The sequence below is a fragment of the Klebsiella sp. 141198 genome (assembly GCF_050600785.1).
Classification (GTDB): Bacteria; Pseudomonadota; Gammaproteobacteria; order Enterobacterales; family Enterobacteriaceae; genus Klebsiella; species Klebsiella aerogenes.
Map to the genome: position 1 here is coordinate 178,777 of NZ_JAQIRM010000007.1, position 22,160 is coordinate 200,936.

The following is a 22,160-nucleotide window of genomic DNA, read 5'->3' on the forward strand; positions in this document are numbered from 1 at the left end:
ATACTTACTGTCAGAGCCATTGACGGAGGGAGACATCATGCACTGGCAAACGCATACCGTATTCAATCAACCGACGCCACTGTGTAACAGCAATCTGTTTTTGTCTGATACCGCGCTTTGTGAGGCGGTGGTGCGTGAAGGCGCCGGCTGGGATGGCGATCTGCTCGCCAGCATCGGCCAGCAGTTGGGCACGGCGGAATCGCTGGAGTTGGGGCGCCTGGCCAATAGTAATCCGCCGGAACTGCTACGCTACGACGCCACCGGCGCCCGATTGGATGACGTGCGGTTTCATCCCGCCTGGCATTTGCTAATGCAGGGACTGTGCGCCAACCGGGTGCATAATCTTGCCTGGCAGGAGGATGCCCGCGCGGGTTCGTTTGTTGCTCGTACCGCCCGCTTTATGCTGCATGCCCAGGTGGAGGCGGGAACGTTATGCCCGATAACCATGACCTTCGCCGCAACGCCGCTGCTGCAGCGCGCGCTGCCCACCGTCTTTAGCGACTGGCTGCCGCCGTTGCTCAGCGACCGCTATGACCCGCATCTGGCGCCCGGCGATCAGAAGCGTGGGTTGCTGATTGGTATGGGAATGACCGAAAAACAGGGCGGTTCGGATGTGCTCAGTAATACCACCCGGGCGGAAAAAACGGCGGAAGGATTCTATCGGCTGGTGGGCCATAAATGGTTCTTCTCGGTGCCGCAGAGCGATGCGCATTTGGTATTAGGCCAGACGCCAGGCGGGCTCTCCTGTTTCTTTGTGCCGCGTTTTTTACCCGATGGTCAACGCAATGGCGTGCGTCTTGAGAGGCTGAAAGATAAATTAGGCAACCGCTCTAACGCCAGTAGCGAAGTGGAGTTCTTTGACGCCTGCGGGTGGCTGATAGGCGAAGAAGGCGACGGCGTGCGGCAAATTCTCAAGATGGGCGCGTTGACCCGCTTCGACTGCGCCGTTGGTAGCCATGCCCTGATGCGCCGCGCTTACTCGGTGGCGCTGTATCATGCGCTGCAGCGTCAGGCGTTCGGCAAGAATCTGGCCGATCAGCCGATGATGCGTCAGGTGCTGGGCCAGATGGCGCTGCGTCTTGAAGGACAAACCGCTTTTCTGTTCCGTCTGGCTCGCGCCTGGGATCGGCGCGACGATGCGCATGAAGTGCTATGGGCTCGTTTATTTACCCCGGTCGCCAAGTTTGCTATCTGTCGCGCCGGTATACCGTTTGTCGCTGAGGCGATGGAAGTGCTGGGCGGTATCGGTTATTGCGAAGAGAGCGAACTCCCGCGCTTATACCGTGAGATGCCGGTGAATAGTATCTGGGAAGGCTCCGGCAATATTATGTGTCTCGACGTGATGCGGGTGCTTGGCAAGCAGCCGGCGGCGCTAGAAATGCTGGCGGCGGAGTGTGCTGAGGTTAAGGGGCAGAACCGGCATTATGACCGCGCGTGGCGACAGCTTCAGCAACTCTTACGGCGACCTGTTGAGGCGCAGGGACGAGAAATAGCGCGTCTGGTGTATTGCCTGGGGGCGGGTGCGCAGATGCTGCGCTTTGCGTCGCCACCGCTGGCCCAGGCATGGTGCCGGATGATGCTGGATCCGCGAGGAGGTATCCGCCTGGACGCGCAGCTGCTGGACGATGCGCTGCTGCGGGCGATGGGGCGCGGACGACAGCCTTCTCAGGCGTAGAGAATAGCCTGCACTCGCCAGCTATCCGGCTGCGGCTCTTCATACATCTGAACGATACGATACCAGGAAGCGCCCTGCTCATCGGCTTTTACGGCAATGGCGTGCTCGACATCCTGCTGACTGCCGGAAATATTATTGACGGAAATCAGACCAATTTCGTTCAGGCCGGTGACGCAATCCGCACTGGCGAATTCGGCTGACTGAGCGGAAGTATTGGCCGTCGCGGTGGTCAGCAACAGGCTGGGTAAGGTCAGTGATCGTTTCATCGTCAGCTCCATTTCACGTAATCCCGAGGGCAGTCCGTTTGCTAACGTTCTGCCAAAAGGCTGGCCGAACGTTATTATGCGCAGGAGAACGTGAATGGACGCAAAGCAGTGTAAAGCTGGTTAAAAACGCATCACGCCGCTATTTATGATACAGAATCGCTTGCGAATACCACTGGCCGGGAACCATGGTGTCATCGATCATGACGATGACGTAGTAATCCGCTTTTGCGGCTTCTGCTTTGGCTTTCAACGCGGTCTCGACATCCATCGGCGAACCGTACATCAGCACGCTGACGGTACCTATCTTTTGCAGGCCCTCAGTCTGATTGCGACGAATCTCCTGCGGATGATCGCTTGCCGGCGGCGGCGCCTCCGGCGTACCCTGCAGGATGCTACATCCGCTTAAGGCGAGAGCCAGTAACCACGGTGTAAACCTACGCATGACCATATCTCGTTTCCTGATAGTGATAGTGTAGTGGTAGCCTGAACATCATTTCTGGGGAATGTTCCCGAATTGTTATCTATCGCGCGATTTTCGAATGAAAATGTTATGAAAGCGTAACCGAGCTCTCAACATTATAAATCGTGCTCAACGTAAAGCTTTGGCGAATGTTTTGGTGCGCAACGTCGTGCCACTATAAAGAAGGAGACGATAGTTGATTACACTCGAAATGCGCAATCTAGCAGGCGGTGAAGCGATCCACGCCTGTCCGGCTGGGATGGCGGATAAACCTCTGCCGGTTATCGTCTTTTATCACGGTTTTACCTCTTCCAAGCTGGTCTACAGCTACTTTGCCGTCGCGCTGGCCGAAGCCGGTTTCCGGGTGGTTATGCCTGATGCCGCCGAACACGGCGCGCGTTTTCACGGCGATGATGCCGGGCGAATGCAGCGCTTTTGGCCGATCCTGCGACAGAACTTTGTTGAGTTTTCCGCACTGCGAGAAGCGATTATCGCTGAGGGGTGGCTGGAAGGCGAGCGGCTGGCGGTGGCCGGCGCGTCAATGGGCGGCATGACCGCGCTTGGCATCATGACTCATCATTCTGAGCTTAAATGCGTGGCCTGTCTGATGGGCTCGGGCTATTTCAGTACCCTCGCACAGACGTTGTTTCCGTCACCCGGATTCGATACGGCAAGCCTGGCGGAGTGGGACGTCACTCATCAACTGTCGGCGCTGGCGAATAAGCCGCTGCTGCTGTGGCACGGCGATGCCGATGACGTGGTTCCGCCAGGCGAAACTTTCCGCCTGCAGCAGGCGTTAACGCAGAGCGGCCTGGCAACTAACCTGACCTGCCACTGGCAAAAGGGCGTGCGTCACCGCATTACCCCGGAAGCGCTGGACGCGACCACCGCCTTTTTTTTACAGCACCTTTAAACGCGGATAACCTGCACGCCCTGATCCTCAAGCTGCTTGAGGATCGCTTCATCGGCCTGCTTGCCGGTAATGACCAGGTCGATCTGACTGGCCTGGCTGAATAGCATCCCGGCGCGCTCGCCGACTTTAGTGCTATCGACCAGTACCGCCAGCTTGCCGACGACATTCAGCATTTTCTGTTCGGCCATCGCGGTCAACATATCGGTTTTGTACAATCCCTCGGCGGTTAACCCTTTGCCGCTGGTGAACATCCAGTGCCCGGCATACAGGCTGTTTTCGCTACCCTGCGGGCTGAGGGTGATGAAGTGGCTGTGGTTATATTGCCCCCCCATAATGATCACGCTGTCATGCTTCTGGTCAATCAGATAGTTGGCCAGCGGCAGGTAGTTGGTGATGATCTGCACCGGTTTGCCGCATAATTCGCGGCCGAGCAGGAAGGCGGTGGAGCCGCAGTTGATAACAATGCTTTCGCCCGGCGACACCAGCTGCGAGGCGGCGCGGGCAATCCGCACTTTCTCATCATGGTTTTGCGCCTGATGAATGTTCATTGGCGACCATCGCGGGCGCTGTTCGCTGATGGCTTCCGCGCCATTACGGACCTTTTTCAGCTTGCCGTTTTCATCAAGCTTATTGATATCGCGTCTTGCCGTCGCCGGAGAGATGCCGAGGCGGGAGATTACCTGTTCAACGGTAACGAATCCCGTTTGCGCCAGCAAATCCAGTAAAATTTGATGTCTTTGCGCTTCAGTCATGAGCGAATCCGATTAAAAGTGACAAGCAAAGATGATATTTGAAATTAACGCTAAATACTAATGCGGAAAGGGAATTCCGGCGGGCGCGCCCGCCGGGATACGGTTACAAGAAGGATTTGAACGGCAGGTCTGGCTCAATGGTAAAGCAGTCATCGAATCCGCGTGGGTAGTGGTATTCGAAATTGTCTTTATCCAGCGGCCAGGTAAATTTACCGCCGACCTGCCAGATAAAGGGCTTGAAGCCGTATTTCAGACGATCCTTTTTCATCTCCCACAGTACGCGGATCTCCTGTGGGTCGGCCTGGAAGTTGGACCAGATATCATGGTGGAACGGAATGACTACTTTGGCATTTAGCGATTCCGCCATGCGCAGGATATCGGCGCTGGTCATTTTGTCGGTGATGCCGCGCGGGTTTTCCCCGTAGGAACCGAGGGCGACGTCAATCTGATGGTCGTTACCGTGCTTTGCATAGTAGTTGGAGTAGTGGGAGTCGCCGCTGTGGTACAGGTTGCCGCCCGGCGTTTTGAACAGATAGTTGACCGCGCGCTGGTCCATGCCGTCCGGCAGCACGCCGGCGGCTTTTTGATCGGCAGGCAAGGTAATGAGGGCCGTACGATCGAATGCGTCGAGCGCGTGGATCTCAATGTCTTTGATCTTCACCACATCGCCCGGCTTCATGACGATGCAGCGTTCTGCCGGCACGCCCCAGCCAATCCACAGATCAACGCAGGTTTTTGGTCCAATAAACGGCACATCGGCGGCGCAGTTTTGCATCACCGCGGCGGCGACGTTAACGTCGATATGATCGTTGTGATCGTGCGTCGCCAGCACGGCGTCAATTTGACGGATGGCGAAAGGATCGAGTACGAATGGCGTAGTGCGCAGGTTCGGCTGCAGTTTTTTCACTCCGGCCATGCGCTGCATCTGGTGGCCGGTTTTCATCAGCGGATTAGCGTGGCTCTGCTTACCGGTGCCGCACCAGAAATCGACGCAAATATTAGCGCCGCCTTCCGATTTTAGCCAAATACCGGTGCATCCCAGCCACCACATGGCAAAGGTGCCCGGCGCAACCTGCTCTTGTTCGATCTCTTCATTCAGCCAGCTGCCCCATTCCGGGAAAGTGCTCAAAATCCAGGATTCACGGGTGATGGTTTGCACTTTACTCATCGATCTCTTCCTCTTTTATTTCAAAAGTAATCAATTGGTGATTTGTTTTGATTGATACTGGCACTGTTTTTTCAGGAATGCAATCGGCTATTTTCGATGGAATGCGGTGATATCGTAGCGCTAACGCGCTGAAAACCCCTGAATTTAATATCGGGCATGTATGTATATTGTTGATATTAGTGGTTTGTTTGGTTATCGCGTGACGTGGGAGAGAATACACCTATAAAAAATATGATTATTTGCGTGATGCGTCACATTTAATCAAATTCAATCTTGTTGTGATTGTTTTTGATTATTAGAGTGAGGGCGACGACAACTGCTGAGCGTCATGCGCGTTCTAAGCCTTCCTCTTCTGGAGTGTGTTATGGAGATCCTCTACAACATCTTTACCGTCTTCTTTAATCAGGTAATGACTAATGCCCCGCTGCTGCTGGGTATCGTGACCTGCCTTGGCTATATCTTGTTGCGTAAAAGCGTCAGCGTGATTATCAAAGGCACGATCAAAACCATCATTGGTTTCATGCTGTTACAAGCCGGCTCCGGCATTCTTACCAGCACCTTTAAGCCGGTGGTGGCGAAAATGTCAGAGGTTTATGGCATCAATGGCGCGATTTCCGATACCTACGCCTCAATGATGGCGACCATCGACCGGATGGGCGAGGCCTATAGCTGGGTGGGGTATGCGGTGCTGTTGGCCCTGGCGCTAAATATCTGTTACGTCCTGCTGCGCCGCATTACCGGCATCCGCACTATCATGCTGACTGGCCATATCATGTTTCAGCAGGCGGGGCTGATTGCGGTCTCTTTCTTCATCTTCGGCTACTCCATGTGGACGACCATTATCTGCACCGCGGTGCTGGTCTCCCTGTACTGGGGTATCACCTCCAACATGATGTTTAAGCCGACTCAACTGGTTACCGACGGCTGCGGCTTCTCTATCGGTCACCAACAGCAGTTTGCCTCGTGGATTGCCTATAAAGTGGCGCCGTATCTGGGGAAAAAAGAGGAGAGCGTCGAAGACCTCAAGCTGCCGGGCTGGCTCAATATTTTCCACGACAACATCGTCTCTACCGCGATTGTGATGACCATTTTCTTTGGCGCCATTCTGCTCTCCTTTGGCATCGATGTTGTACAGGCGATGGCGGGCAAAACCCACTGGACGGTCTATATCCTGCAGACCGGTTTCTCCTTCGCCGTGGCCATTTTCATCATTACCCAGGGCGTGCGTATGTTCGTTGCCGAGCTGTCCGAAGCCTTCAACGGTATCTCACAGCGCCTGATCCCCGGCGCCGTGCTGGCGATCGACTGCGCCGCTATCTATAGCTTCGCGCCGAATGCCGTGGTCTGGGGCTTTATGTGGGGCACCATCGGCCAACTGATTGCCGTTGGTATTCTCGTCGGCGTTGGCTCCTCCATTCTGATCATCCCGGGCTTTATCCCAATGTTCTTCTCTAACGCGACGATTGGCGTCTTTGCTAATCACTTCGGCGGCTGGCGCGCGGCGCTCAAGATCTGTCTGGTGATGGGCATGATTGAAATCTTCGGCTGCGTGTGGGCGGTGAAGTTGACCGGAATGAGCGCCTGGATGGGCATGGCGGATTGGTCAATCCTGGCGCCGCCGATGATGCAGGGCTTCGCCTCGATAGGGCTGGCGTTTATGGCCGTCATTATTCTGATTTCACTGGCTTATATGTTCTTCGCCGGCCGCGCGCTGCGCGCCGAGGAAGATGCGGAAAAACAACTGGCAGAAGCCTCTGCTCAATAAGGAGTTCTGATTATGACCGTACGTATTCTGGCTGTGTGTGGCAACGGGCAAGGTAGTTCCATGATCATGAAAATGAAGGTGGACCAGTTCCTGACGCAATCAAACATCGACCACACGGTGAACAGCTGCGCGGTCGGTGAGTATAAAAGCGAGCTAAACGGCGCGGATATCATTATTGCCTCGACCCACATCGCAGGCGAAATCACCGTTACTGGCAATAAATACGTGGTTGGCGTGCGCAACATGCTGTCGCCTGCGGATTTCGGCCCAAAACTGCTTGAAGTGATCAAAGCCCACTTCCCGCAGGACGTGAAATAAGGAGCCGCCATGAAACTTCATGATTCTCTGGCGCAGAACCACTCCATACGCCTGCAGGCGGAGGCGGAAAGCTGGCAGGAGGCGGTGAAAATCGGTGTCGATCTGCTGGTGGCCGCCGACGTAGTGGAACCGCGTTACTACCAGGCGATCCTCGATGGCGTCGCGCAGCATGGTCCCTATTTTGTTATCGCGCCGGGGCTGGCGATGCCGCACGGCCGTCCGGAAGAGGGCGTTAAGAAAACCGGCTTTGCGCTGGTGACGCTCAAAAAACCGCTGATTTTCAATCACGAAGATAACGACCCGGTCGACATTCTGATCACCATGGCGGCAGTTGACGCTACCACCCACCAGGAGGTGGGCATCATGCAGATCGTTAACCTGTTTGATGACGAAGCCAATTTCGACCGTTTACGCGCCTGCCGCACCGAGCAGGAAGTGTTGGATTTAATTGAAAACGCCACTGCGGCGGCTGTTTAAGAGGGAGTTTATACGATGTCTCAGTTACCAATGTTGCAGGTTGCGCTGGATAACCAAACCCTGTCTCACGCCTATGAGACCACCCGACTGATCGCCGAAGAGGTGGATATCATTGAAGTCGGTACTATTCTCTGTGTTGGCGAAGGGGTGCGCGCGGTGTGCGATCTGAAAGCGCTGTACCCGCATAAAATCGTGCTGGCGGATGCCAAAATCGCCGATGCCGGAAAAATCCTGTCGCGGATGTGCTTTGAGGCCAACGCCGACTGGGTGACCGTGATCTGCTGCGCCGATATCAACACCGCCAAAGGGGCGCTGGATGTCGCCAAAGAGTTCAACGGCGACGTGCAAATTGAACTGACCGGTTTCTGGACCTGGGAGCAGGCGCAGGCGTGGCGCGACGCGGGCATTCAGCAGGTGGTCTATCACCGCAGCCGCGACGCGCAGGCCGCGGGCGTGGCGTGGAGCGAGGCGGATATCAGCGCGATTAAGCGCCTTTCCGATATGGGCTTCAAAGTCACCGTGACCGGCGGGCTGGCGCTGGAAGACCTGCCGCTGTTCGCCGGTATCCCTATTCACGTCTTTATTGCCGGGCGCAGTATCCGCGATGCCGCCTCGCCGGTGGAAGCGGCTCGCCAGTTTAAACGCTCTATCGCCCAGCTGTGGGGTTAAGGAGCGGCTATGTTGTCGAAACACATTCCGCTCGGTATCTATGAAAAAGCGCTCCCCGGCGGGGAGTGCTGGCTGGAGCGGTTACAGCTCGCGAAAACCCTCGGTTTTGACTTTGTCGAAATGTCGCTTGATGAAACCGATGCTCGTCTCGCCCGGCTGGACTGGAGCCAGGAGCAGCGCCTGGCGCTGGTCAAGGCGGTAGCCGAAACCGGCGTCCGGGTACCATCGATGTGCCTTAGCGCCCATCGTCGTTTTCCGCTCGGCAGCGAAGATGACGCGGTGCGTAATCAGGGACTGGACATCATGCGTAAAGCCATCCAGCTGGCGCAGGATGTGGGGATTCGGGTGATCCAACTGGCAGGCTACGATGTTTATTATCAGCAGGCGAATGATGAGACTCGACGCCGTTTTCGCGAAGGCCTGAAAGAGAGCGTCGGGATGGCCAGCCGGGCCCAGGTGACGCTGGCGATGGAAATCATGGACTATCCGCTGATGAACTCGATCAGTAAGGCGTTGGGCTATGCTCACTACCTGAATAATCCGTGGTTCCAGCTTTATCCGGATATTGGCAATCTGTCGGCGTGGGATAACGACGTACAAATGGAATTGCAGGCCGGCATGGGGCATATCGTGGCGGTACACGTCAAAGATACGAAGCCCGGCGTCTTCAAAAACGTGCCGTTTGGTGAAGGGGTCGTCGATTTTGAACGTTGTTTCGAAACGCTCAAGCAGACAGGCTACTGTGGTCCGTATCTGATTGAAATGTGGAGCGAAACCACCGATGACCCGGCGGCGGAAGTCGCGAAAGCCCGTGACTGGGTAAAGGCGCGGATGGCCCGCGCAGGCCTGACGGAGGCGGCATAATGCAGCAGCTTAAACAGCAGGTATTTGCAGCTAATATGGATCTGCCGCGCTACGGGCTGGTGACCTTTACCTGGGGCAACGTCAGCGCAATCGACCGGCAGCGTGGGCTGGTGGTGATTAAGCCCAGCGGCGTAGCCTACGAGTCAATGACCGTCGATGATATGGTGGTGGTCGATTTGCAGGGCAACGTGGTGGAGGGGCGCTGGCGTCCCTCTTCTGATACCGCTACCCACCTTGCGTTATACCACCGTTATTCCGGCCTTGGCGGGGTGGTGCATACCCACTCGACGCACGCTACCGCCTGGGCGCAGGCGGGGCTGGCAATCCCGGCGCTCGGCACCACCCACGCGGACTACTTCTTCGGTGATATCCCCTGCACCCGGGCGCTCAGCGCACAGGAGGTGGAAGAGGCCTATGAGCTGAACACCGGGAAGGTGATTATCGAAACGCTGGGCGAGGCCAACCCGTTACATACGCCAGGGATTGTGGTCTATCAGCACGGACCCTTTTCCTGGGGGAAAGATGCCCACGAGGCGGTGCACAATGCGGTGGTGATGGAAGAAGTGGCGCGAATGGCGTGGATCGCCCGCGGGATTAATCCGCAGCTACAGCCCATCGACGGCTGGCTAATGGAGAAACATTTTCTGCGTAAACACGGGCCTGACGCCTACTACGGGCAGAAGTAAGCTACGCGCTCCGGGGCTTTCACCTCAGGGTGAAGCAACTGGTCTGGCCCCGGAGCCGTTTTTAACCCTGACGATAGGCCGATGGCATACAGCGCATGCCGATGAGCGTGACCACGCAAATCATCGCGCCGGCGTAAAACGTCGAGGCTGCGCCGAAGGTTTCCCACAGTACCCCTGCGCCGGTACTGGCCAGCAGCAGCGCCAGGCCGCTCATCAGGTTAAACATGCCGAATGCCGTACCGCGTAGTTCCGGCGGCGCGGTATGCGCAACCATGGCCGCCAGTAGGCCTTGAGTCATCCCCATGTGAATCCCCCACAGCGCGACGCCGATCAGCAGCGTGCTCCAGTGGCCGCTGAGCGCCAGCACGATATCGGCGAGGATCAGCACCAGCAGCCCCCATTGCAGCAGTTTACTGTGACTCATGCTGTCAGAGAGCTTACCGAACGGGTAAGCCGTGAGGCTGTAGACCAGGTTCATCGCGACCATGACCAGCGGAATAGTAAACAGCGGGATCTCCATCTGCTGGGCGCGCAGCACCAAAAAAGCTTCGCTGAAGCGGGCGAGGGTGAAGATACTGCCGATCGCCACCACCCACCAGTAGGCGGCGGAGAGCTTTTTCAGGTTTTCGCGCTTCAGCGGATTGCTACGTTTGTGCGCGATGGCGGATTTCGGCTCCTGCAGGCCAAAGCCCAGTAGAGCAATGGATAGTACGGCGGGAATGACCGCCACCCAGAAGATAGCGTGAAAATCGTTGGCCCAGATGAACATCAGCAGCACCGCCAGCAGCGGGCCGAGAAAGGCGCCGACGGTATCCAGTGCCTGACGTAGCCCGTAGGCCGCGCCACGGATCTCCGGCGGCGTTACGTCGGCGACTAGTGCATCGCGCGGCGCTCCGCGGATACCTTTTCCGATGCGGTCGATCATGCGGGCGCTAAATACCACCCCGGCGCTCGGCGCGAGGGCAAACAGCGGCTTGCTGATCGCCCCCAGCCCGTAGCCAAGCAGCGCCAGCCCTTTGCGTTTGCCAACGTAGTCGCTAATAACGCCGGAGAAGACTTTGAGAATTAAGGCGGTGGCTTCGGCCAGCCCTTCGATAAGACCGATGATAATGACGCTGGCGCCGAGCGTGGTGGCCATAAACAACGGTAGCAGGCTGTGGATCATCTCTGACGAGACATCCATTAACAGGCTGACGCCGCCGAGTACCCAAACTCCTTTAGGGATGCGACCTAACGTCGCGAAACGCGGGACCATCAATCACTCCTGATTAACAAACGGTGAATTGATGATTAAATCAGGTTGCGATGACGCTGGTAAGTCAGTTTGGAAAATAATTCTCAATTGCGTTTACGTAGGCTTTCGCTTCGCCCCTCATGAGGAGAGGCGAAGCATCGACCTGGGTTAGCGGTAAATAGCGGCGCTGGCATGAATAAGGCCATTGCTCTGCGGTTCGTGAATCAGGATTGGCTGGAAGTACTTCGCTCCCAGGGCATCGCTTTCCTGGTTCAGGGCCTGGTCGGCCTCTTGTTCGCTAGCCATATTATGGTTGATATAGATTACGCCCAGACTCTGCACATCATCCATGTTGCGAGCCTGACGCCCATCGATTTTGATGGCTGCCAGCGCGTTGGCGCTAAGGAGTAGCGCAGCCATTACGGCGATGATAATGCTTTTCATAGAACGCTCCTTACTGACAGTACGGGTAAAACGCTGGACTCCTCTTGCTGGTGTCTGGCTATTGATTAAATTGTAATCGCTGGCGCGTCGCCTGATAGCGACCTTTTCTGATGCAGTTGTTCAAAAAAATGCCGCGTTCGTTATTGGTTAATTTTAAATCACCCACTTAGCCCAGCTTGGCGCTTAGTGCGAATTATTTGTGCAAATGCGCTTGTGTTCCTGGGGGGGCGCAATTAGAATGACGCGTCAATTTTTCAGCCGCCCTTTAACACGTTCCTTGCCTCCATGGGCCGCGGCTGACCCAGACAGGAGGCTGAATAATCCGTAAGGAGCAATTCGATGCGTCATTACGAAATCGTTTTTATGGTCCATCCTGACCAGAGCGAACAGGTTCCGGGCATGATCGAACGTTACACTGGTGCAATCACTGCAGCAGAAGGTACGATCCACCGTCTGGAAGACTGGGGCCGCCGTCAGCTGGCTTATCCGATCAACAAACTGCACAAAGCTCACTACGTTCTGCTGAACGTTGAAGCGCCGCAGGAAGCGATCGATGAGCTGGAAACTAACTTCCGCTTCAACGACGCCGTTATCCGCAGCATGGTAATGCGTACTAAGCACGCTGTTACCGAAGCATCTCCGATGGTTAAAGCGAAAGACGAGCGCCGTGAGCGTCGTGAAGATTTCGCTAACGAAACCGCAGATGATTCTGAAGCTGGGGATTCTGAAGAGTAATCCTGATGACCAACCGTCTGGTGTTGTCCGGCACCGTGTGCAGGATGCCCCTTCGAAAGGTCAGCCCGTCAGGAATTCCTCATTGCCAGTTCGTGCTTGAGCATCGTTCTGTGCAGGAGGAAGCCGGTTTTCACCGGCAGGCGTGGTGCCAAATGCCCGTTATTATTAGCGGACACGAGAACCAGGCCATTACTCACAGTATAACGGTCGGTAGCGCAGTCACCGTTCAAGGGTTCATTAGTTGCCATAAGGCAAAGAACGGCTTGAGTAAAATGGTTCTGCATGCCGAGCAGATTGAATTGATAGATTCTGGAGACTAGCCATATGGCACGTTATTTCCGTCGTCGCAAGTTCTGCCGTTTCACCGCGGAAGGCGTTCAAGAGATCGACTATAAAGATATCGCTACGCTGAAAAACTACATCACCGAAAGCGGTAAGATTGTCCCAAGCCGTATCACCGGTACCCGTGCAAAATATCAGCGTCAGCTGGCTCGCGCTATCAAACGCGCACGCTACCTGTCCCTGCTGCCGTACACTGATCGTCATCAGTAATCGGTCACGGTCCATTAATACGACTTTGAGAGGATAAGGTAATGCAAGTTATTCTGCTTGATAAAGTAGCAAACCTGGGTAGCCTGGGTGATCAGGTAAACGTTAAAGCGGGCTATGCTCGTAACTTCCTGGTACCACAGGGTAAAGCTGTTCCAGCTACCAAGAAAAACGTTGAGTTCTTCGAAGCGCGCCGCGCTGAACTGGAAGCCAAACTGGCTGACGTTCTGGCCGCTGCTAACGCACGTGCTGAAGCAATCAACGCACTGGGCACCGTTACCATCGCGTCCAAATCTGGCGACGAAGGTAAACTGTTCGGTTCCATCGGTACTCGCGACATCGCTGACGCTGTTTCTGCAGCTGGCGTTGCCGTTGCGAAGAGCGAAGTTCGCCTGCCGAACGGCGTTCTGCGCACCACCGGTGAGCACGAAGTAGACTTCCAGGTTCACAGCGAAGTCTTCGCTAAACTGGTTGTTAACGTTGTAGCTGAGTAATTTTTTACTCAACTCACGTCGATGCGCCGGCCTTGTGCCGGCGTTTTGCTTTTTAGCGCCTGCCTGATTTTTATCTGGTATGGTAGCTATTCTCGCCACTTTCTGGATGATAAAATAAAACACGATTTTATTTCCGGTAAAGTTAATGGACGCTTCCTTTCCGACCCCCTCGATTTTTGCCAATAAAAAAGTAGCTTATGTCTGCGCGACGCTATGCTGTCTGCTGTGGGGCAGTTCTTATCCCTCGATAAAAAACGGCTATGAACTTCTGCACATCGCCACCGATGATGTCCCCTCAAAAATTGTTTTTGCCGGTTATCGCTTCCTGTTTGCAGGCTTATTGTTGCTGCTGTTTGCGCTCGCGCAGCGCAAACCCATCGCCCGGCTCAATGGCCGCCAGTGCGGGCAGCTGGCGATGCTGGGGCTGACGCAGACCGCTATCCAGTACGCCTTCTTCTACGTCGGCCTGGCGTTCACCACCGGAGTGAAGGGATCGATTATGAATGCCACCGGGACGTTCTTCAGCGTTCTGCTGGCGCATTTTATCTACCAGAATGACCGGCTCAGCTATAACAAAACTATCGGCTGTGTGCTGGGCTTCGTCGGCGTGATGTTGGTGAACTTCAACACCTCATTGGGCGATTTTAATTTTGTCTGGCAGGGCGATGGCTTTGTCGTGCTGGCGGCGTTCATCCTCTCGGCGGCGACGCTCTACGGCAAACGCATCTCGCAAACCGTCGACCCGACGGTGATGACCGGCTGGCAGCTGGCCTTCGGCGGTCTGGTGCTGGTGGCGGGCGGGTATCTGACCGGCGGGGAGCTACGGATGCACAGCCTGACCGCAGCGATGATCCTTGGCTATTTAACTCTGCTGTCGTCGATAGCTTTTGCGCTATGGAGCGTGCTGCTCAAGCACAATCGCGTCAGTATGATTGCGCCGTTTAACTTTGTTATCCCGGTGGCCGGGACGGTGCTGTCAGCGATCTTTCTTGGCGAGAATATCTTTGAGTGGAAGTACGCGATCGCGCTGGTCCTGGTGTGTGTAGGGATCCGCTGGGTGAACAAAAGCCAGGCGCATTAGGCCGGGCGTACAACCCGGCCTAAGCGAAGCGTTTATCGCGCGCGCACGAAGCTGCCGTTCGACTGGCGGGTGAACAGCACCTGCTGGCCGTTGCCGGTATCAATAGTGAGGCCGGTGACGACGCCGTTGGCGTTCTGGCGAATTTGCACCGTCTGTCCACTCTGCAAGGTGCTTAATGGTTTGCCGGCGCCTTCGACCTGCGCCATGGCGTAGACGTCAGTGGCTGGCAGTCCGTGGTCGCGGAACAATTGCGCCAGCGTTTTGCCCGATTCAATCCGGTAGGTGCGCCACTGCTGTTCAATGCCCGGCGCAGATTGCTGCTGCGCCGGCTGCTGGTACGGCTGAGAAGAAGAAGAAGTTTGCGTCTGCGTCTGGTCCGGCTGTTCATCCTGAATGGCTTCAGGCGCCACAGGCGCAACCTGGTCGGCATCGCTGACCGTCGGCGTATTGGTGATTGGCGGAAGCGGCACGGCCTGATTGCCCGAACCTTGCGGCTGAGACTGGGACTGCAGATCGAGATTAGCTTCGCGGCTGGCCTGGGTCGGCGTGCTGTTATCGCCGGAGGGGAGCAGGAAACCAATAATGACCAGCAGGAAGCCGGCGATGATGCCGCGGCGATGCATGGGCGGTAGCGGATCCATGAGACGAAGTTGATCCGGGGCGTGCCAGATCTTCGCCAGGGTAGATGTCAATTCAAAGCGCCCGGGCATGGCTTTCCTCCTGCTCCGCATATTTTTATCCTGCTTATGAGTATAGACGGCTAACGTCCTGAAGGTAGAGGTTAACCTGATATCGCCTATTGTTTCTGTTTCGCTGAGATTTGTCATCATCCGCCGACAAAGTTTTACCCATTCCTCTATGGCTGTTATGCTTTCGAACGCTTTTCTCAAGATGTTTATCACCCAAAAAAGGAACAAAGATGGCAACCCCGACTTTTGACACTATCGAAGCGCAGGCAAGTTACGGTATCGGCTTGCAGGTTGGACAACAACTGAGCGAATCCGGCCTGCAGGGGCTGCTGCCGGAAGCGCTGGTTGCCGGCATTGCCGATGCGCTGGAAGGCAACCAGCCGCAGGTGCCGGTTGAAGCCGTACACCGCGCGCTGCGTGAAATCCACGAACGCGCTGACGCCGTGCGTCGTGAGCGCTTCCAGGCGATGGCCGCCGATGGCCAGAAATACCTCGATGAAAACCGTGAAAAAGAAGGCGTGAACAGCACTGAATCTGGTCTGCAGTTCCGCGTACTGACGCAGGGCGAAGGCCCGATCCCGGCGCGTACCGACCGCGTACGCGTTCACTACACCGGTAAGCTTATCGACGGTACCGTGTTCGATAGCTCCGTGGCCCGCGGCGAACCGGCTGAATTCCCGGTGACCGGCGTGATCGGCGGCTGGATCGAAGCGCTGACCCTGATGCCGGTAGGTTCCAAATGGGAACTGACCATTCCGCACAACCTGGCTTACGGCGAGCGCGGCGCGGGCGCTTCTATCCCGCCATTCAGCACCCTGATCTTTGAAGTTGAGCTGCTGGACATTATTTAAGCACCAGGGGCTTCCTCTCCTGTCAGGGGGAGGGAGCCAATAAAAACAGTGTAAAATCCTTAAGTTATAAATTTATTGGAATTTTGTATTGCATATAAGTTCGTTGAGTGTATTTTTGTGAGCTGTTTCGCGTTACATTGGTGATATAACACTCACTTTAAACATAAAATTAACATTATATCTAAATCATAGTATTCATCCCTCCGATTCTTACCTAATATCGATAAACCCTCTTGCCAGGGTTGCGACAAATGACAGGCCAACAGAGCCTGAACAACACAGACAGGTACAACAGGAAGAAAATCACATGGTAGATCAGGTCAAAGTCGTTGCCGACGAGCAGGAGACGACTGAACAATCGCTACGGCGAAATCTCACTAACCGGCATATTCAGCTTATTGCTATCGGCGGGGCGATCGGCACCGGGCTGTTTATGGGGTCTGGCAAGACCATCAGTCTCGCCGGGCCATCCATTATTTTTGTTTATATGATCATCGGTTTTATGCTGTTTTTCGTCATGCGTGCAATGGGCGAATTACTGCTGTCGAACCTCGAATATAAATCATTCAGTGACTTCGCCTCCGACCTGTTAGGGCCGTGGGCGGGGTATTTTACCGGCTGGACCTACTGGTTCTGCTGGGTGGTCACCGGGATGGCGGACGTTGTCGCCATCACCGCCTACGCGCAGTTCTGGTTCCCCGGACTTTCTGACTGGGTCGCTTCGTTAGCGGTTATCCTGCTGCTGCTGGGCCTGAACCTCGCAACCGTGAAGATGTTTGGCGAAATGGAGTTCTGGTTCGCGATGATCAAAATCGTCGCTATCGTGGCGCTGATCGTGGTCGGCCTGGTGATGGTGATGATGCACTTTAAATCGCCGACCGGCGTCGAAGCCTCATTCGCGCATCTGTGGAATGACGGCGGCTGGTTCCCGAAAGGCCTCAGCGGTTTCTTTGCCGGCTTCCAGATAGCGGTATTCGCCTTCGTGGGGATTGAGCTGGTGGGTACTACCGCGGCGGAAACCAAAGACCCGGAAAAATCACTGCCGCGGGCGATCAACTCCATCCCGCTGCGTATCATTATGTTCTACGTCTTCGCGCTGATTGTGATTATGTCGGTGACGCCGTGGAGCTCCGTCGTGCCGAGCAAGAGCCCGTTCGTTGAGCTGTTTGTTCTGGTCGGCCTGCCGGCTGCCGCCAGCCTGATCAACTTCGTGGTACTGACTTCCGCCGCCTCTTCCGCTAACAGCGGAGTGTTCTCCACCAGTCGTATGCTGTTCGGTCTGGCGCAGGAAGGTCAGGCGCCGAAAATGTTCGCCAAGCTGTCTAAACGCGCGGTGCCGGCGAAGGGCTTAACCTTCTCCTGCATGTGCCTGCTGGGCGGCGTGGTGATGCTGATGGTCAACCCGAGCGTGATTGCCGCGTTCACCATGATCACCACGGTGTCGGCAATTCTGTTCATGTTCGTCTGGACCATTATCCTCTGCTCTTACCTGGTCTATCGTAAAAAGCGTCCGCAGCTGCACGAGAAGTCCATCTATAAGATGCCGCTGGGTAAAGTGATGTGCTGGGTGTGCATGGCCTTCTTCGTCTTCGTACTGGTGCTGTTGACGCTGGAAGATGATACCCGCGAGGCGCTGATGGTCACCCCGCTGTGGTTTGTTCTGCTGGGCGCAGGCTGGCTGTTTGCCGGTAAAAAACGTCTGGCGAAATAAAAAGGCCACCCGGAGTGGCCAATAAACTGACAATGTCGAGAGGGCGCCTGCGGGCGCCTTTTTTTATGATTTTCCGGCGAGGGCACGCGGGAACAGCACGTTATTTTCCAGACTGATGTGCTCCATCAGGTCGTCAATCATTTCGTTAATGCCGTTGTACATCGCTTTCCAGGTGGTGCAGGCTTCCGGCGGCGGCGTCACGTTATGGGTGATGTGTTTGATCACTTCCAGCAGTTCGCCCGCCTCGTCGTGCTCGCTTTCCATCACGCTGATAGGACCACCGGCCTGGGTTCCCATCCCCTGTTTGATCATCGGGAACAGAATCTGCTCTTCTTTCATCATGTGGCTGGAGAGCTCCTGGTGCAGCATGGTCAGGTATTTAGTTAGCCCTTTTGGCACGTTCGGTTTATCGGCGTGGACGCGTTCAACCTTGGTTGCCTGCAGGATCAGTTCCGGCAGCTGTTCACGGTGACGATCATGATAGCGAACGATGATGTGGTCGATGATGTCGGTGAACGGCGCGGCGCGCCAGTCGCGCTCGATCGGCTGCTCGGCCAGTTTTGCCAGTTCGGCTTCAATCGCCGCGACGTCCAGCGTTTTGCGCGCCGCCGCGCGCTCCAGGGTTTGTTTGCCGCCGCAGCAGTAATCCATATCGTATTTACGGAACAGCGCGGAGGCGCGCGGGATGCTCAGCGCCAGCTCGCCTAAAGGTTGGTCACGGAAAGCCATAGCAGTTACCTCGTCATCAAGAATATAAGATGCATATTAAATGCATCTTTAATCCATGGGAATACCCCTTTAGGATACCAGGCTATTTTTTTGGCTCGACGCGCAGTTCCTGCAGAACCGGTTTTTCCGGGCGGGCGCGAACCGCCGACACCACACCGAGCACCAGCAGCAGGATCCCGCTCAGCGTCAGCAGCGGAGGAAGACTCTGGCGTAGCAGGAAGGTGTACAGCAGACCGGCCAGCGTCTCGAAGACGATCAGCGGCCCGAGGATCACCGTCGGCAGGCGCTGGCTGGCAATGTTCCAGCACAGTGCGCCGACCCACGAGCAGAGCACGGCGATCGCCAGCATCAGGACGATGAACACCGCCGGGCGCGGGCCGAAGGGGAGCGGGAAGTCGCTATGCTGGCCCTGCAGCCATCCGCAGGCGGCAATATAACCGACCAGCGATACCGGCAGGGTGACCAACGCCTGCGCGGTGGCCCACATCATCGGCGGCTTATCCGGGTTTTCACGCAGCCAGCGGGCGTTGCGCAGGGCGTACCACGCCCAGCAGACGACGGCGATCAGCGCGAGAACAATGCCCGAACCATAGCGCCACGGGCTGAAATCAGGAAGCCCGTGCTGCAGCTCCGCCACGTTGACGCACACCAGCCCCAGGGCGATACAGATTAGCGCCGGAAATAGCCGCCGCCACGGTAGCTTGCCATCGCGCTGGCTATACAGTAGGTTGGCGCACACCGGCAATACTACCGGCAGGGTGCCGATAATCATTGTCGAGACCGGCGCGCCGGTGCGCTGAATGGCGCTGGCAAGACAGAAGTAATAGATCAGGTTCCCCATCATGGTCAGCGCCAGCGCGGTCCACCAATCCTTGCCGTTCAGCTGCCGCAGACGCGCGCGGCCGAGCCACGCCAGCGGCAAGGCGATAAGTCCCAGCGCCAGATAGCGCCCCATCGACTGCAGCACCGCGGGATATTCCGGCACCAGCAACGGGCCGACGAAAATCAGCCCCCACATTAACCCCGCCAGCAGGGCATACAACACGCCGCTAATCATGATGACATCCATCTTCAGTTTGCTTGCGCCAAGTGTAGGAGGGCGCGAGGGTAAGAATATTGTATGAGATTGCGCTTTAGCGCCCGGCGACCTGTTTTTGATAACGCACCGGCGTGATGCCGTAGCGACGGGTGAAGGCGCGGGTTAAATGTGACTGGTCGGTTAATCCGGCGGCGATGGCCACTTCGGCGGCGGGCATGCCGTGGGTCAGAAACGCCTTGGCGCGCCACAGGCGAATCGCCATCAGCATCTGGTGCGGGGTAACGTGAAAGTGGGCTTTAAACTGGCGCTGGAAGTGATAGGGGCTGAGCGCTGCCACCTGCGCCAGTTCATCAAGGCTGACGGCGCGCATATAGTTATCGTGCAGGTAGTCGCGTACCCGATCGAAGCGGTGCGCCGCTTCCGGCGCCATTGGCGCATGGTGGGCCAGCGGGCGGAAGGTATCAACCAGGTCGAGTAGCATCCCTTGCTGCGCCAGCGGATCGTCAGCGTGCCACAGGCCGTAAATCAGTTGGCCGATTTGCCGGGCACGCTGCGGCTCCTGGCGCACGACCTCACTGAACCACCAGTGGCGAACGCCGGTGAAGGCTTCCAGCCGATCCGGCTCCAGATAAATCATCCGGTAGCGCCAGCCTTCGGCGGTTTCCGCCTCGCCGGTATGGAGCTCATCCGGATTCATGGTGACGATGGAATTGGCTGAAGCGACGTGCTGGCTGCCACGATAGCGAAAGCGTTCGGCGCCTTGTTCAATCACGCCGATGCCGAAGGCTTCGTGGGTATGCGGTTCAAAGGCATAACGAGAAATATGGGCGTGATAGAGCTCTACGCCGGGAAGTTGTTCGAGATGGCGAAAGCGCGCGCGGTCTTTTTCATCGCTAAATTGTGGTGGTACGCCCTGCATGCCGTGTCTCCCGACGATTCATCCCTTCAATATTAGAGATGAAGCGCCGGGACGCAACCGCAAAAACTGACAGGGATTGGTTAGATGATGCCTTTTACGCTATCGGCAAGCGACGTGGTCGGGCGGCCAATCAGTTTGCTCAGGGTGCGGCTGTCGTCAAACAGTCCGCCTTTCGACGCGCCGGTATCGGAATCCGCCAGCATATCGGCAAGCCCGGCCGGCAGGCCGACGTTCTTCAACGCGGCGGCGAAATCGGCTTCGCTGAGGTTCTGATAAACCACATTTTTCCCGCTTTGCTTGCTCAGCTCGGCAGCCAGTTCGCTCAGAGTCCAGGCGTTGTCTCCCGCCAGTTCGTAAACTTTCCCGGCATGGCCCTCGCCGGCGATAACGTGGGCGGCGGCGGCGGCATAATCGGCACGGGTGGCGGAGGCGATTTTACCCTCCCCGGCGGCGCCAATAAACACGCCGTGTTCCAGCGCCGGCGGCGCGCTGGCCAGATAGTTTTCGGTATACCAGCCGTTGCGCAGCAGCGCGTAAGGAATACCGGAATCAGCCAGCATTTGTTCGGTTTCGATATGTTCACCGGCCAGGCCCAGCGGTGAGGTATCGGCGTGCAGCAGGCTGGTATAGGCGATAAATTTCACCCCAGCGGCTTTGGCGGCGTTGATGACGTTACGGTGCTGGACGGCACGCTGGCCGACTTCGCTTGAGGAGATTAATAGCAGTTTATCAACCCCCTGCAGCGCGGCAGTAAGCGCGGCTTCATCGCCGTATTCGGCCTGGCGCACAATCACGCCCTGCTGGCTGAGCGCTTGCGCTTTCGCCGGGTTGCGGACAATCGCCAAAATCTGGCTGGCGGGGACGGTTTTTAACAGATCATGCAGTACGTGCTGGCCAAGCTGGCCGGTGGCGCCGGTAATCGCGATCATAGTTCTTCTCCTTCGTGTTCATTGGCAGTTGTGGTAAGCTAACACCTTAACTAACTTTTAGTAAGTACGTACAAAAAGGTAAGTATAAAATGGCCGAACCGACGCTGAGCGACAAACTGCGCAACGGGGATCTGTTTGCTGAACAGTGCCCGTCGCGTGATGTGCTAAAACACGTGACCAGCCGCTGGGGCGTGTTGATTCTGGTGGCGCTTCGCGAGGGAACTCACCGCTTTAGCGATCTGCGGCGCAAAATGGGCGGCGTCAGCGAAAAAATGCTGGCGCAATCCTTACAGGCGCTGGAACTGGATGGCTTTATCGACCGCGTCTCGTATCCGGTGGTGCCGCCGCATGTTGAATATAGCCTGACGCCGCTCGGTCTGCAGGTGAGCGAGAAGGTGGCGGCGCTGGCGGACTGGATCGAGCTGAATCTCCCCGCGGTGCTGGCTAACCACGGGGAGTGAAAAAGTATCACTCCCTGTAACCCCGGATAGCGGCTGGCGCCTAATCCGGGCTACCAGCCCGCTCCACTTTGTAGCCCCGGTAAGCGCAGCGCCACCGGGGAGCTGTACCCGGATAGCGGCTGGCGCCTTATCCGGGCTACCAGCCAGCTCCGCTTTGTAGCCCCGGTAAGCGCAGCGCCACCGGGGAGATGTACCCGGATAGCGGCTGGTGCCTAATCCGGGCTACCAGCCCGCTCCGCTCCGTAGCCCCGGTAAGCGCAGCGCCACCGGGGAGCTGTACCC

27 protein-coding genes are annotated in these 22,160 nt (G+C 56.6%); 16 read left to right on the plus strand and 11 right to left on the minus strand.

Annotation, left to right across the window (positions count from 1 at the left end; all coding sequences use genetic code 11):
• The first annotated feature begins 37 nt into the window (after positions 1 to 37).
• A complete protein-coding gene (locus PGR10_RS22165; RefSeq protein ID WP_271031647.1) occupies positions 38 to 1,675 on the plus strand; it encodes an isovaleryl-CoA dehydrogenase in 1,638 nt (545 codons plus the stop codon).
• Here the strand turns inward: PGR10_RS22165 and yjfN are convergent.
• A complete protein-coding gene (yjfN, locus tag PGR10_RS22170; RefSeq protein ID WP_020079815.1) occupies positions 1,666 to 1,941 on the minus strand; it encodes a DUF1471 family protease activator YjfN in 276 nt (91 codons plus the stop codon). The genes PGR10_RS22165 and yjfN overlap by 10 nt on opposite strands.
• Before the next feature lie 139 nt (positions 1,942 to 2,080).
• The gene (gene bsmA, locus PGR10_RS22175; protein ID WP_045379672.1) at positions 2,081 to 2,389 is read right to left on the minus strand and encodes a biofilm peroxide resistance protein BsmA; all 309 of its coding nucleotides are present in this window, start codon (positions 2,387 to 2,389) and stop codon (positions 2,081 to 2,083) included.
• 208 nt (positions 2,390 to 2,597) lie between these two features.
• Here bsmA and yjfP point away from each other — a divergent pair, with 208 nt between their 5' ends.
• Positions 2,598 to 3,314, plus strand: coding sequence for an esterase (gene yjfP, locus PGR10_RS22180; RefSeq protein WP_430924110.1), 717 nt, complete (start codon positions 2,598 to 2,600; stop codon positions 3,312 to 3,314).
• Here the strand turns inward: yjfP and ulaR are convergent.
• Both ulaR and ulaG read right to left on the minus strand, forming a co-directional pair.
• Positions 3,311 to 4,066 carry an HTH-type transcriptional regulator UlaR gene (ulaR, locus tag PGR10_RS22185; RefSeq protein ID WP_430924111.1) on the minus strand — a complete coding sequence of 252 codons (756 nt, stop codon included), beginning with the start codon at positions 4,064 to 4,066 and terminating at the stop codon, positions 3,311 to 3,313. The two genes, yjfP and ulaR, sit on opposite strands and share 4 nt — an antisense overlap.
• Positions 4,067 to 4,169: 103 nt before the next feature.
• Positions 4,170 to 5,234, minus strand: a complete 1,065-nt coding sequence (gene ulaG, locus PGR10_RS22190; protein WP_113374750.1) for an L-ascorbate 6-phosphate lactonase — start codon at positions 5,232 to 5,234, stop codon at positions 4,170 to 4,172.
• A 364-nt stretch (positions 5,235 to 5,598) separates the two neighbouring features.
• On the opposite strand from ulaG, the gene ulaA reads away from it, so the two are divergent.
• The 6 genes from ulaA to PGR10_RS22220 are packed head-to-tail and all read left to right on the plus strand — an operon-like array spanning position 5,599 to position 10,013.
• Positions 5,599 to 6,999 carry a PTS ascorbate transporter subunit IIC gene (gene ulaA, locus PGR10_RS22195; RefSeq protein ID WP_015368616.1) on the plus strand — a complete coding sequence of 467 codons (1,401 nt, stop codon included), beginning with the start codon at positions 5,599 to 5,601 and terminating at the stop codon, positions 6,997 to 6,999.
• Between the two features lie 12 nt (positions 7,000 to 7,011).
• Positions 7,012 to 7,317 (plus strand): PTS ascorbate transporter subunit IIB, encoded by a 306-nt coding sequence (ulaB, locus tag PGR10_RS22200; protein ID WP_001577590.1) that lies wholly within the window; start codon positions 7,012 to 7,014, stop codon positions 7,315 to 7,317.
• A gap of 9 nt (positions 7,318 to 7,326) precedes the next feature.
• Positions 7,327 to 7,794 carry a PTS ascorbate transporter subunit IIA gene (gene ulaC, locus PGR10_RS22205; protein WP_015368614.1) on the plus strand — a complete coding sequence of 156 codons (468 nt, stop codon included), beginning with the start codon at positions 7,327 to 7,329 and terminating at the stop codon, positions 7,792 to 7,794.
• Positions 7,795 to 7,809: 15 nt separating this feature from the next.
• A complete protein-coding gene (gene ulaD / locus PGR10_RS22210) occupies positions 7,810 to 8,463 on the plus strand; it encodes a 3-keto-L-gulonate-6-phosphate decarboxylase UlaD (protein ID WP_430924112.1) in 654 nt (217 codons plus the stop codon).
• A 9-nt stretch (positions 8,464 to 8,472) separates the two neighbouring features.
• Positions 8,473 to 9,327 (plus strand): L-ribulose-5-phosphate 3-epimerase, encoded by an 855-nt coding sequence (locus tag PGR10_RS22215; protein ID WP_113374751.1) that lies wholly within the window; start codon positions 8,473 to 8,475, stop codon positions 9,325 to 9,327.
• A complete protein-coding gene (locus PGR10_RS22220; protein WP_430924113.1) occupies positions 9,327 to 10,013 on the plus strand; it encodes an L-ribulose-5-phosphate 4-epimerase in 687 nt (228 codons plus the stop codon). Before PGR10_RS22215 ends, PGR10_RS22220 begins: the two co-directional genes overlap by 1 nt.
• Positions 10,014 to 10,074: 61 nt before the next feature.
• Here PGR10_RS22220 and PGR10_RS22225 read toward each other — a convergent pair whose 3' ends face one another.
• Together PGR10_RS22225 and PGR10_RS22230 are read right to left on the minus strand one after the other, a co-directional pair.
• Positions 10,075 to 11,268: an MFS transporter gene (locus PGR10_RS22225; protein ID WP_430924114.1), complete on the minus strand. Its 1,194-nt coding sequence runs from the start codon at positions 11,266 to 11,268 to the stop codon at positions 10,075 to 10,077.
• 147 nt (positions 11,269 to 11,415) lie between these two features.
• The gene (locus PGR10_RS22230) at positions 11,416 to 11,691 is read right to left on the minus strand and encodes a DUF1471 domain-containing protein (RefSeq protein WP_020079809.1); all 276 of its coding nucleotides are present in this window, start codon (positions 11,689 to 11,691) and stop codon (positions 11,416 to 11,418) included.
• 339 nt (positions 11,692 to 12,030) lie between these two features.
• Here PGR10_RS22230 and rpsF point away from each other — a divergent pair, with 339 nt between their 5' ends.
• The 5 genes from rpsF (at position 12,031) to PGR10_RS22255 (ending at position 14,550) form a co-directional block, all read left to right on the plus strand.
• The gene (gene rpsF / locus PGR10_RS22235; protein ID WP_004098001.1) at positions 12,031 to 12,426 is read left to right on the plus strand and encodes a 30S ribosomal protein S6; all 396 of its coding nucleotides are present in this window, start codon (positions 12,031 to 12,033) and stop codon (positions 12,424 to 12,426) included.
• Positions 12,427 to 12,431: 5 nt separating this feature from the next.
• On the plus strand, positions 12,432 to 12,746 hold the full coding sequence (priB, locus tag PGR10_RS22240; RefSeq protein WP_015704181.1) for a primosomal replication protein N: 315 nt from the start codon (positions 12,432 to 12,434) through the stop codon (positions 12,744 to 12,746).
• Between the two features lie 4 nt (positions 12,747 to 12,750).
• Positions 12,751 to 12,978, plus strand: coding sequence for a 30S ribosomal protein S18 (gene rpsR / locus PGR10_RS22245; RefSeq protein WP_000135199.1), 228 nt, complete (start codon positions 12,751 to 12,753; stop codon positions 12,976 to 12,978).
• Positions 12,979 to 13,019: 41 nt separating this feature from the next.
• Positions 13,020 to 13,469: a 50S ribosomal protein L9 gene (gene rplI, locus PGR10_RS22250; RefSeq protein ID WP_015368607.1), complete on the plus strand. Its 450-nt coding sequence runs from the start codon at positions 13,020 to 13,022 to the stop codon at positions 13,467 to 13,469.
• A 145-nt stretch (positions 13,470 to 13,614) separates the two neighbouring features.
• On the plus strand, positions 13,615 to 14,550 hold the full coding sequence (locus PGR10_RS22255; protein WP_430924115.1) for a DMT family transporter: 936 nt from the start codon (positions 13,615 to 13,617) through the stop codon (positions 14,548 to 14,550).
• 32 nt (positions 14,551 to 14,582) lie between these two features.
• On the opposite strand, the gene PGR10_RS22260 is transcribed toward PGR10_RS22255, so the two are convergent.
• Positions 14,583 to 15,260: a LysM-like peptidoglycan-binding domain-containing protein gene (locus PGR10_RS22260; RefSeq protein WP_047053215.1), complete on the minus strand. Its 678-nt coding sequence runs from the start codon at positions 15,258 to 15,260 to the stop codon at positions 14,583 to 14,585.
• 209 nt (positions 15,261 to 15,469) lie between these two features.
• Here PGR10_RS22260 and fklB point away from each other — a divergent pair, with 209 nt between their 5' ends.
• The gene (gene fklB / locus PGR10_RS22265) at positions 15,470 to 16,090 is read left to right on the plus strand and encodes an FKBP-type peptidyl-prolyl cis-trans isomerase (protein WP_002886687.1); all 621 of its coding nucleotides are present in this window, start codon (positions 15,470 to 15,472) and stop codon (positions 16,088 to 16,090) included.
• Between the two features lie 307 nt (positions 16,091 to 16,397).
• A complete protein-coding gene (gene cycA, locus PGR10_RS22270) occupies positions 16,398 to 17,801 on the plus strand; it encodes a D-serine/D-alanine/glycine transporter (protein ID WP_015368603.1) in 1,404 nt (467 codons plus the stop codon).
• Between the two features lie 63 nt (positions 17,802 to 17,864).
• Here the strand turns inward: cycA and ytfE are convergent, their stop codons facing one another.
• From ytfE to PGR10_RS22290, 4 genes are all read right to left on the minus strand, one after another.
• Positions 17,865 to 18,530: an iron-sulfur cluster repair protein YtfE gene (gene ytfE, locus PGR10_RS22275; protein ID WP_113374753.1), complete on the minus strand. Its 666-nt coding sequence runs from the start codon at positions 18,528 to 18,530 to the stop codon at positions 17,865 to 17,867.
• Positions 18,531 to 18,612: 82 nt separating this feature from the next.
• A complete protein-coding gene (locus tag PGR10_RS22280; protein ID WP_162750236.1) occupies positions 18,613 to 19,587 on the minus strand; it encodes a DMT family transporter in 975 nt (324 codons plus the stop codon).
• Positions 19,588 to 19,663: 76 nt separating this feature from the next.
• Positions 19,664 to 20,488, minus strand: coding sequence for an AraC family transcriptional regulator (locus PGR10_RS22285; protein WP_020079805.1), 825 nt, complete (start codon positions 20,486 to 20,488; stop codon positions 19,664 to 19,666).
• A gap of 80 nt (positions 20,489 to 20,568) precedes the next feature.
• On the minus strand, positions 20,569 to 21,417 hold the full coding sequence (locus PGR10_RS22290) for an SDR family oxidoreductase (protein WP_430924116.1): 849 nt from the start codon (positions 21,415 to 21,417) through the stop codon (positions 20,569 to 20,571).
• Between the two features lie 89 nt (positions 21,418 to 21,506).
• Here PGR10_RS22290 and PGR10_RS22295 point away from each other — a divergent pair, with 89 nt between their 5' ends.
• Entirely contained in the window at positions 21,507 to 21,878 is a 372-nt protein-coding gene (locus PGR10_RS22295; RefSeq protein WP_087858307.1) for a winged helix-turn-helix transcriptional regulator, read from the plus strand.
• Positions 21,879 to 22,160: the final 282 nt, after the last annotated feature.